Origin of the sequence: Nitratireductor soli (assembly GCF_001050155.1) — a bacterium.
GTDB lineage: Bacteria > Pseudomonadota > Alphaproteobacteria > Rhizobiales > Rhizobiaceae > Nitratireductor > Nitratireductor soli.
Window position 1 is genome coordinate 129,034 of sequence record NZ_LFVY01000004.1, and the last position, 9,049, is coordinate 138,082.

The 9,049-nt window shown below is 63.9% G+C and carries 8 protein-coding genes; 6 read left to right on the forward strand and 2 right to left on the reverse strand.

The window, feature by feature from the left end; genetic code table 11:
- Nucleotides 1–8: 8 nt before the first annotated feature.
- Together AB843_RS06275 and AB843_RS06280 are read left to right on the forward strand one after the other, a co-directional pair.
- Complete coding sequence (locus tag AB843_RS06275; RefSeq protein ID WP_048645956.1) at nt 9–1,331, forward strand: glycosyltransferase family 4 protein; 1,323 nt, start codon at nt 9–11, stop codon at nt 1,329–1,331.
- Between the two features lie 171 nt (nt 1,332–1,502).
- Entirely contained in the window at nt 1,503–2,180 is a 678-nt protein-coding gene (locus AB843_RS06280; RefSeq protein ID WP_048645957.1) for a sugar transferase, read from the forward strand.
- 30 nt (nt 2,181–2,210) lie between these two features.
- On the opposite strand, the gene AB843_RS25490 is transcribed toward AB843_RS06280, so the two are convergent.
- On the reverse strand, nt 2,211–2,363 hold the full coding sequence (locus tag AB843_RS25490; RefSeq protein WP_157384437.1) for a hypothetical protein: 153 nt from the start codon (nt 2,361–2,363) through the stop codon (nt 2,211–2,213).
- A gap of 255 nt (nt 2,364–2,618) precedes the next feature.
- Between AB843_RS25490 and AB843_RS06285 the strand changes: the two genes are divergently transcribed.
- Both AB843_RS06285 and AB843_RS06290 read left to right on the forward strand, forming a co-directional pair.
- On the forward strand, nt 2,619–4,130 hold the full coding sequence (locus AB843_RS06285; protein ID WP_048645958.1) for an oligosaccharide flippase family protein: 1,512 nt from the start codon (nt 2,619–2,621) through the stop codon (nt 4,128–4,130).
- Nucleotides 4,127–4,936: a methyltransferase, TIGR04325 family gene (locus AB843_RS06290; protein ID WP_342021910.1), complete on the forward strand. Its 810-nt coding sequence runs from the start codon at nt 4,127–4,129 to the stop codon at nt 4,934–4,936. Before AB843_RS06285 ends, AB843_RS06290 begins: the two co-directional genes overlap by 4 nt.
- 15 nt (nt 4,937–4,951) lie before the next feature.
- On the opposite strand, the gene AB843_RS06295 is transcribed toward AB843_RS06290, so the two are convergent.
- The gene (locus tag AB843_RS06295; RefSeq protein WP_087587047.1) at nt 4,952–6,622 is read right to left on the reverse strand and encodes a GMC oxidoreductase; all 1,671 of its coding nucleotides are present in this window, start codon (nt 6,620–6,622) and stop codon (nt 4,952–4,954) included.
- A 444-nt stretch (nt 6,623–7,066) separates the two neighbouring features.
- Between AB843_RS06295 and AB843_RS06300 the strand changes: the two genes are divergently transcribed.
- Nucleotides 7,067–8,245: a DegT/DnrJ/EryC1/StrS family aminotransferase gene (locus AB843_RS06300; protein ID WP_048645960.1), complete on the forward strand. Its 1,179-nt coding sequence runs from the start codon at nt 7,067–7,069 to the stop codon at nt 8,243–8,245.
- Entirely contained in the window at nt 8,235–9,047 is an 813-nt protein-coding gene (locus AB843_RS06305) for a 4'-phosphopantetheinyl transferase family protein (protein WP_082143683.1), read from the forward strand. The genes AB843_RS06300 and AB843_RS06305 overlap by 11 nt, the downstream gene beginning before the upstream one ends.
- Nucleotides 9,048–9,049: the final 2 nt, after the last annotated feature.

Below are 9,049 nucleotides of genomic sequence, written 5' to 3' on the forward strand. Positions count from 1 at the left end.
AAACCGGCATGCGTCCCGAACGCGTCGTCATCATCAACGACCGCTCCGCCGATGTCGGCGGCGCCTCCAACTTGTCGCGCCTGTCGGCCAGGATGCTGCGCGAGGCGGGCGTGCCGGTGACCTTCTTTTCGGGTGACTGCTCATCAGGGACAGCCGATGCAGATGCGCTCAATCTCAACGGCGTTCCGCTGCTGGAGCAGGGGCGCCTGTCGGCCGCGACGCAGGGGCTTTACAACCGGCAGGCCTGTGCCGCATTGGAAGCCTTGATCGCCCGCATCGACACGCCGGCCACCCTCTATCACGTGCACGGTTGGTCGAAAATCCTGTCACCGTCGATCTTCCGTCCGCTCGCCCGCCTGCGCGACCGCGTCGTGCTGCATGCCCACGACTATTTCCTTGCTTGTCCGAATGGCGGTTTCGTCAATTATCCACGGGCGTCCGTCTGCGCGTTGGCACCCATGTCGGCGCGCTGCCTGATGACGCAATGCGACAAGCGCGGCTTTCATCAGAAGGCCTGGCGCACGGCGCGTCATGCGCTGCTGCATCGTCTGTTCGACATGCGTGCCACGCCGGCCAACATCGTCCTCGTCCACGACCGCATGATTGACTATTTCCGGCGCGCCGGCATCGATCCGCAGCGCATGGTCACCATACGCAATCCGGTGACGCCTTTCTTCACGGACGCGGCGGCGCCCTGGATGATGCGCGACTTCTTCTTCATCGGCCGGCTGGAGCCGGAGAAAGGATTTGAGGATGCCGCAGCGGCCGCCCGCCTGGCCGGGGTCGGGCTGCATGTGATCGGCGCGGGCGCCGGTCGCAGCCGCCTTGCAGGCGCCTATCCGGAAGTGGTGCTGCATGGCTGGCGCGACCGGGCCGAGATCGCCGTGCTTTTGCGTTCGGCGCGCTGCGTGGTCATATCCTCGCGTGTCCCCGAACCGTTCGGCCTGGCAGCGTTGGAGGCGGCCGGCAGCGGCATTCCCGTCATTCTGCCTTCGGAAGCTCTGTTGAGCAGCGAAATCGAGGCGTCAGGCTCCGGCATGAGCTTTCCAGCCGGTGATGTCGGCGGGCTGGCCGGCGCCATGCGTGCGGTGGCCGGCGACGACGCGGAGGTCCAGCGCATGAGCCGCAATGCACGGCGCACCGCGGCCGATCTGGCGCACACGCCGCAATCCTGGGCGGCGGCGCTGATGACGCTCTATTGCGCCCTCGTTGATCGGGCGATGGCGGCCGAGAGCCAGCGCGGCTGCGGCGCCGCCCGGGGCACCCGGGGAGCCGCCGCAAGGACAGTGCCAGCTAATCCTTTTGGGCAGCCGGCGGGCAAGACACATTAGGACAGGTCATATCAACGGGGGAGGAGGTTAGGCACGGGAGGATTTCGCTCGATTATGCATCAAAATATCTCTGCAAATACACCAATGGAATTATATCACGTGTTTTAAAGGCATTATAATATTTTGTCATGAGAGGTGCGGGTCTAGGAAAATTCTCTTAGGGGCTGTTGTATGCTGTATGCTTTTGATAGTTCCATAAAAGAAGAAATAAAGATAGGCGGTCATGGAAAATACCGCCCATACATTTTTTTTAAAAGAACATTGGATGTCATATTTAGTCTTATAGCGATACTTTTCTTTCTTCCGTTCTTCATTGCTATTGCGACATTGCTCTCCATCCATGATGGCTGGCCGGTTATTTATCGGCACAAGCGCATCGGGCGAAATGGCAAGGCATTCGACTGCTTCAAGTTCCGCACCATGCGGCGGGATGCCGATCGGGTTCTGTCGGACCTGTTGAGAACGGATGCCGGCGCGCGGCTGGAATGGGACCTGCAGCAAAAGCTGCGCAACGATCCGCGCATCCATCCGGTCGGGCGCTTTCTGCGCATCTCCAGTCTTGATGAGCTGCCGCAATTCTTCAATGTGCTGCGCGGCGATATGAGCATCGTCGGACCCCGGCCGATCGTTGAGGACGAGATCCCGCGCTATGGCGAGCGCATTCACGATTACCTGTCGATGACGCCGGGCATCACCGGACTTTGGCAGGTCTCCGGTCGCAGCGAGACGTCTTACCAATACCGCGTCGACCTGGACAGCCAGTACCGCGAGACATGCTCGCTGCTGCTTGATCTGAAAATCATCTGCCGGACGGTCACCGTGGTCCTGTTCGATCACAATGGCTGTTGAAAAGCCCGGGCTACTGGAGAAGCGCAGGCCTCACAGCACGAAGACAAGCAGCAGGACGATCCAGAAGAGGAGGCAGAAGGCGATGACCAGCCAGCGTACCAGGATCTTGGTTCTGAGCGATTTCAGCGGTCCTGCCAGCAAACCGCGGCTCAGATGATTTTCCTTGCTTGCGTCTCGGGCCATTTGCTTGCTGTCCGACGATCTAGGGGCAGACCGAAGACCACACATCCTTGTCGTCAAGGTGTCCGGTCGGCTCGGCACTCCATGCACGTTACGCAAAGCTGCAACAACAATTGGGCGACAAAAACTCATGCGGCCAGATTTTCAGCGACTTGACCGAAACGAGCGGCGAATCACCGATAGCCACGCGGCAACCCTAGCCGATCGGCCAGCCGCCGTGAATAGCGGCCCCGGACAGGTACCTGGGGTTACCATGTGATGGGCATCGAGCAGCGCCCGGGCGTGGAAGCACAGCCGAGAACAATTCTCGGCATGCCGTTTCCCGGTTTGCTGGGAGGCGGGCTTTGGGCCCTCGCCGCCAAGCTCGTCTCGCAGGTGGCGCAACTTGCGGCGTTCATCATGGCAGCCCGTCTATTGACGCCGACGGAGTTCGGTTTTTTCGCCTTCACCTCGGCGATGGCCATCTTTCTGGTGGTGGTGGCTGAAGGCGGCTGGGCCGAATACATCATGAAATCGGAGGAGAATTCGCGGCGCTGGCGGCAGGTGGCCGCCGTGTCGCTGGGCAGCGGCGTGTTGCTCACCGCCGCCGGGCTCGCCGCCGCCGCCGTTTTCTATGCTTATCTCGGCAAGCACTGGGAAGGCGGCCTTCTGGCGCTCTTCAGCCTGTGGATCCTGCCTTCGTCGCTGACGGCTGTTTATGATGGCGTGCTGGTCAATCGCGGCATGCTGCATCGGCAGGCGGCAATCCGCATCGTCGCGGAGCTGGGCGCGCTGTCGGTCACGGCGGCGGGCCTTCTGGCGGGCTGGAATGTGGTGGCGCTCATTGTGGGCCGCTTGACGATGCAGGGTCTTATTCTTTGCGGATCGGTGGCGGTCGTCGGCTGGATAGCCCCATCACTGCCAAGCCGGTCCTTCATAGGCGAGTTGCTGCAGTTCTCGCGCTACATCCTCAGCAACAGGATGATCATCTTCCTGCGCTCGTATTCGGGAACCCTGGCCGTCGGCAGCTTTCTCGGCTTGTCGGAAGCCGGTTATTATCGGGCAGCCGAACGGATCGTCGCCGCCTTCTCCGAACTGATCGGCGAGCCGGCGCGCATGCTGGCCTGGATCGTGTTTCGCCGTGCGCATGCCGAGAAACCGGGCGCCCAGGGCGGAGCGAAGGGGACGGCAGGGGTCGGCAACCGGTTCTTCCCGGTTCTGTTTGCCGTCGCGGCGCCGGTCTATCTGGGGCTCGCCCTCGTTTCCGGCGATCTGGTCCACCTGGCGCTTGGCGCTGGCTGGGCGCCGGCGGCGCTGGTCGTCGGCATATTGGCGGCCAAGCAGTTGCTGCTGGTGCCGAGCTACGTCACCGAACCATTGCTGGCCATCCGTGGCGCGGTCAACCGGCTGCCTCCGGTCTCCCTGCTCAATGGTGCGGTTTCGGTGTCGCTGGTCCTGATCACGGCGCCTTTCGGCTTTGTCTGGGTGGCGGTCGGTCAATGCATTGCCGCCGCTATCGCGCTTGCGACATCGGTCTGGCTGCAGGCGCGCTATGGCGGCATCGATTGGCGCAGGGTGCTGCGCAACAGCGGGTTCGTCGCCATCGCTTCTGCGGTCATGCTGGTGGCCGTCCACTATTTCAAGGGCGTTGCCGGGCAGGCCGGCCTCAGCGCGTTGCAGTCCTTCCTTGTTCAGGTCCTGGTCGGCGGCCTTATCTATATCCCGGTTCTGGCTCTCTCGTGGAAATGGGTCGGTGTGACGATGCCTCATCCAGCGGCGGAGAAACCATGATGAGGGATCGGCTGCGCCCGCTGAAACGGTGGCTGGCCGCGAGCTTGCGCTCTTCGCTGCTGCCGCTGCGGATCGCCCAGGGCCGGCTGCGCTCGTTATCGCCGGTGCCGTGCCGGTTCTCCGGTGCCTATCGCTCCCATGACGCCGCTTTGGCGGCCGCGCGTCGTTATGGGCTTGCCGGCTACGACCACCCGGAGGTGGCCGAGGTTGCGTTCGAACCGATGTGCCGGATCGCGCCATGGGATTACCCGGTCCTGTTCTGGCTCCGGCGGCTGCAGGGGGAGGTGGAATCCCTGGTGGATGCGGGCGGTCACATGGGAACGAAGTACCGGGCGTTCCGCGACGCATTGCCCGTCAGCGAAACATTCCAGTGGACCGTCTACGACCTGCCGGCCATCGTCGAAGCCGGCCGCCGCCGCGCCAGCGCCGATGGCTTGCATGGATTGCGTTTCGTCGATCGGCTGGAGGAGGCCGGCGCGCCCGACCTCTTCCTGGGTTCGGGCTTGCTGCAGTATCTGGACACACCGCTGCCGGCGCTGATCGGCCGGTTGCGAACGCCGCCCTCCCACCTGCTTCTCAACAAGGTGGCGTTGCGCAAGGGCCCGACCGTGGTGACGCTGGAGTGCATAGGGCGTGCCCGCGTGCCCTATCAGATCCGCAACGAGGCCGCCTTCATGGCATCCGTCGAGGCGCTCGGCTACCAGCTCGTCGACCGCTGGACCATTCCTTCGCTTGCCCATGTCATCGACACGCATCCCGAATTGGGGGCCAGCGAGAGCGCCGGGTTCTACTTCCGTCTGGCCTGAAGAATGGCGTTGCGTTCAGCCGGCGCCGGCGCGTTGAAGAACCGATTTCAGATGATCGGCAAGGCGCATCGTCATGGCGACGATCATCAAGGTCGGGTTGGCGTGTCCGGCGGTCGGGAACACCGAACTGCCGGCGATGTAGAGCCCTTCCACCCCATGCACGCGCCCGTTTGGATCGACGACGCTGGTCGCCGGATCGCTTCCCATGCGGGTGGTGCAGGCCGGATGGGCCATGTCGCTGAACGGAGCGTGCTTGAAATCCTCGTCGAGTATCCAGGACTCCATTTGCGGCTGCGGCAGGCCGATTCGCCAGAACTCCGCCGACATCAGCTCGGCCAGCCGCGCTACACTGGCAACTTCTGCCCAGCCGATCTTCCAGTCGACGCGGGCGACAGGCATGCCGAGGCGGTCGCGCCTGGATGACAGGGTAACGCGGCTTTCGGGATTGGGCCGCTGCTCGACCATCGCGTCGAAGCGGATTTCGTCCACCTTGCGCGGCAGCCCGCGCTTCATGATCAGCCGGCGGCGCAGCCCCGACATGAACACATCGGGCGCGGCAAGGACGGTGCGGATGTCGTGCCAGCGCGACCCCCGCCCATCGCCGTAAAGTCGTTTCAGCGCCATCCAGGGGTCGTCGGCAGAAAGTGTCTGCACGGGGTAGGTGGCGCAATTGAGCAGCTCTTCACGCCGTTGCAGGCGCGGGCTGAGTGCCAGGCCACGCAGGTAGAAATGCGCGGCCCGATCGTGCGTCAGGCCGTAAAAGCCGAAATGCTCGGCCACTTCGGTGATCCGCTTCCTGCCGAACCGGGCAATGACGGTGCGCGGGTGGTCGGCGAGATAGCGGCCGACGACGCCACGTTCATTGCCGATGCCGGGCTTGCAGATCTCGTTCGACGCCAGGAGCAGCCGCGCATTCTCGACGCCGCCGCAGCACAGGACCATCGCCGCGGCCTCGATGGTGGCGCTGACGCCGTCCAGCGTGCGGGCCTCGACTGACCTGATACGCCGGCCGCTGTCGTCGAGATCAAGGCGGGTCACCGTGGCGTGGGTGAGGACATCGACGTTCGAGGCGTGTATTTCCCGGGCCAGCGCGGCAAACCGCAGCGGCTCTCCTCGACGGCCCTTTCCATGGCTGAACTGCCAGAAGAACGTGCGCAGCAGGTCGCCATTGATGCCGAGGTCGGCTGGCGGCGATGTCAGGCGATGACACAGGGATCCGTCATAAAGGTTGGGGCCGAGGTTGAGCATGGCTGCCGCACGGTCCAGCGCCTCGGTCAGGTCCCGGCGTGATACCGGCCAGCCGGAGCCTGGCACCCAGTTGCGCTCGGTGAAGTCGATCTCGTCGAAGGCGGCGCATTTCCCGACCCAGGTATGGCTGCTGCCGCCGACGACCCGGTTGCGCAGCTCGAATGGAGGAATGTCGTTCAGCCAGGAGAGCGCGCCCGTATAGCCGCGCGGCAGCGCCATGGTGTTGCGCTTGCCCGGATCGCCGATGTTCTCGACCTTGTTCAGCGCCTGGACACCTTGCTCGAAGGTTTCGCCGCCGCTTTCCAGAACCAGGATGCGAACCTTCGTGCCGGCCAGTTCCCGGGCAAGGGTCAGGCCCGCCGGACCGGTGCCGATGATGACCAGATCCGCGGCAAGCCGTGTTCCCGAGGGCATGGATCGCAGGTCGAGGAACGTCACATCTGCCCCGCTCTATCTCTTCGTTCTTCCGCATTTATGCGGACGCCAGGTGATTCCACCTGACTGCAGAATGCTTTAGCGCTCGCTCGCGCCTCGTTTCGGCGTCCGTTTCGGCCTGGGTCGGACATGCAGCAGGAAAGAAGACGCGCTGCGGTTTCTATGGAAAATCCCCGGATAATGTAGCAAGTCAACGCGCGTGACCGAAACTGGCCGAATTGAATAGAAGAAGCGTCTTGCTAATGTTTTTGGCCATCGCGAGGTAGGCGCCACATCACCCGCGTAGATCATTGGCTTATTTGAAATCATCATGGTTGCGGCATAGGCTCGAAGAACAAGAAAGAAAGCGTTCCGGTGGTCTCGGCGTGTTCCTTGGCAAAAGCCGATGGGCACGCCGCTTTTCCGCCCGAGGGCTTTCTTTCACCGGGGCAAATCGGGAAACGGGCAATGGCGAAAGTTGGTTTGCGTGAGTGGTTCGCGGTCGGCAGGGTCATGGCTTCGGGGCGGCTGGCGCGCTATGGCGGGCCGGGCGGGGGGCCTCTCGACCGGTTCGAGGCCGATTTCTCAAAACAGTTCGGCACCAGGCACACGCTGGCCGTCAGCAGCGGCACGGGCGCGCTGATCTGCGGCCTGGCGGCTGCCGGTCTTGGGCCGGGCGATGAGGTGCTGGTGCCCGCCTATACGTGGATCGCCACAGCCGCCGCCGTGCTTGCGGTCGGCGCGGTGCCGGTCATCGTCGACATTGACCAGACCCTGACCATGGACCCCGCCGACATCGTGCGCCGCATCACCCCGCGCACGCGCGCCATCCTGCCGGTGCATATGGCCAACATGGTCTGCGATATGGAGGCGATCATGGAGATCGCCCGCACGAACGGCCTGCTGGTCATCGAGGATGCCTGCCAGGCGGTCGGCGTCAGCTATCGCGGCCGCCGCACCGGAACGATCGGCGATGTCGGCGCCTTCAGCTTCAACCAGTTCAAGAACATCAACATTGGCGAAGGCGGCGCCGTGGTCACCGACAGCGACCGGTTTTTCGCCCGCGCCCGCATGTATCACGATGTCGGCGCGCTGTTTCGCGGCCATCTCGACAATTACAACGAGCCGCATTTCTTCGGCGTCAACATGAAGGCCAGCCAGATCCAGGGCGCCATGCTGAACGTGCAACTGAAGAAGCTCGACCCGATGCTGCACCGCATGCGCCGGCGTCACGGCGTGATGGCGCGCATTCTGTCTTCCTCGCAGGCCTTTCAGCTTGGGCCGCACAACGACCCGGGCAATGCGGTCGGCCTGCATCTGATCTTTGATACGGCAAAGGAGGCGAGCGCTTTTGCCGAACAACACCGCCGTGGCGTTTACCGGCTCTATGATTCCAGCCGCCATGTCTGCACCAACTGGGTGCCGATCCTCGAGCAGCGCGCCGCCCATCCGGCAATGAACCCGTTCTCCTGGACGTCCAAGCCGATCGAATATGCGCCCGATATGTGCGCCCGCTCGATCGATATCCTGCAGCGCACCTGCCGCATCAGCCTTGGCGAGAACTACCCGCTGGCCTTGATGGCCTATCTCGCGCGCCGCATGGCCGGCGGCAAGGCTCCGCAGAGGCGGTTGTCCTATGCGGCATAGACCCGTCGGCATCGGCTCCACCATCATCGACATCTGGCAATGGCCGCTCGACGTTGCCGCCGATGCGCTGCCCGGTCTCGTCGCTGCGTTGAGCGATGCCGAATTCGCCCGCGCCGCCCGTTTCGTGCGTGAGCGCGACCGGCTGCGCTTCATCGCCGGGCGCGGCCATCTGCGGGCCATTCTCGGCGCGTATCTGGCGGTGCCGGCAAAGCGGCTCGCCTTCGACTACAACGCCTTCGGCAAGCCGCGCCTGGCGGGCGCCGGCGAACTGCCGCTGCATTTCAATCTCAGCCACAGCGCCGGTGTCGCGGTGCTGGCGGTCTGCGATCACTATCAGATCGGCATCGACATCGAGCAGGTGGCGCCGTTCAAGGAGGATCTGGCCGGGACCTTCTTTTCAGCCGCTGAGCGCCGCGCGCTGCGCTGCGTTCCACCCAAAGCCTATCTCGACGCCTTCTACCGTTGCTGGACGCGCAAGGAGGCATTCGTCAAGGCGCATGGCGCGGGCTTGTCGCTGCCGCTCGATTCGTTCGATGTGTCGATCGGCGCAACCGGCCAGCCGCGTCTGCTGCGGCTGGACGGCATGCCGGACGCACCGGAGCAATGGTGCCTCCTCAACCTTGCCACGCCGCGCGGTTTCATCGGCGCGGTCGCCGCCCTGACGGCCGGCAATGCGGTTTCGCTGCGCTATCGAACCGGTGAAATTGCCGTCCCCCGCCGCGCCGCCATGCCGGCACCCGAGGCAGCGATCCTGGCGCGGAATGGGCGGCCCGCACACCAGTCGTTCGCGGTCGGAAACTGAGA